Source organism: Frankia sp. AgKG'84/4, assembly GCF_023242965.2.
Taxonomy (GTDB): domain Bacteria; phylum Actinomycetota; class Actinomycetes; order Frankiales; family Frankiaceae; genus Frankia.
This window is the reverse complement of record NZ_JALKFU020000785.1, coordinates 1-1,112: the sequence shown is the minus strand read 5'-3', so window position 1 is coordinate 1,112 and position 1,112 is coordinate 1. Positions and strand designations below refer to the sequence as shown.

The following is a 1,112-nucleotide window of genomic DNA, read 5'->3' as shown; positions in this document are numbered from 1 at the left end:
GGCCTCGCGCTGTTCCTCGCCACCGGCCTCGCGCTCGGCCTCGCCGCCTCCCCGACGGTCGCGGCCCTGTTCCGCCCGCTGGCGCCCACCGAACGGGCCGCGGGCACCACCGCGCTGTTCATGTCCGTGCAGTTCGCCGCCTCGCTGAGCGTCGCGCTGCTCGGCCTGGTGCACACCCACGCCGGCGCGGACTGGGCGAGGCTGCAGTTCACCGTGCTGGCCCTCGCCGGCGCCGGCATCTGCCTGCTCGCCACCCGGCTGCCCGGCCGCCCGGACTGACGCCGGCCGGGGACGGCGATCCCCGGCCGCGGCACCACACGGCCAGCACAGGCACGGGCGCCTACGATGCCGAGCATGCGGGTACTGGTCGTCGAGGACTCCGAGCGCACCGCCGCGCTGCTGCGCCGGGGCCTGGCCGAGGAGGGCTACGCCGTCGACGTCGTCGGCGACGGCGTGAACGCGGTGTGGCAGGCCACCGAAACCGCCTACGACGCGATCGTGCTCGACCTGATGCTGCCCGGCCTCGACGGGTTCGAGGTCTGCCGGCAGCTGCGCGAACGCCACCGCTGGGCGCCGGTGCTCATGCTGACCGCGCGGGTCGACGTCGAGGACCGCATCCACGGCCTGGACGCCGGCGCCGATGACTACCTGCCCAAGCCGTTCAGCTTCGGTGAGCTCACCGCCCGGCTGCGCGCCCTGATCCGCCGCGGCTCGACGCACCGCCCGGTCCTCCTGCGCGCCGGCCCGGTGCAGCTCGACCCGGCGGCGCACCGGGTCCAGGTCGCCGGCGCGCCGGTGGACCTCTCGGCGAAGGAGTTCGCCCTGCTCCACCTGCTGGCGCGCCACCCCGACCAGGTGCTGACCCGCACCTTCATCACCGACCACGTCTGGGACGACGCCTTCGACGCCACCTCCAACATCGTCGACCAGTACGTCCGTTACCTGCGCCGCAAGATCGACCCGCCGGACGGCGACTCGCTCATCGAGACCGTCCGCGGCGTCGGCTACCGGCTGCGCGTCGCACCCGGACCCGGCGCGGACGCAGGTCCCCCGCCCGTCGGGGGACCGGCGCGCGCCGGCGGGTAGCACCAGGTGTCGCCGCGGGACCGGCA

The 1,112-nt window shown here is 75.4% G+C and carries 1 protein-coding gene and 1 pseudogene; both read left to right on the top strand.

Annotated features, from left to right (window positions below; translation table 11 throughout):
• Positions 1–279 (top strand): annotated as a pseudogene (locus MXD58_RS25210) (MFS transporter); the annotation flags it as partial.
• A gap of 75 nt (positions 280–354) precedes the next feature.
• Entirely contained in the window at positions 355–1,086 is a 732-nt protein-coding gene (locus MXD58_RS25205; RefSeq protein ID WP_248837040.1) for a response regulator transcription factor, read from the top strand.
• The last annotated feature ends 26 nt before the right edge of the window (positions 1,087–1,112 follow it).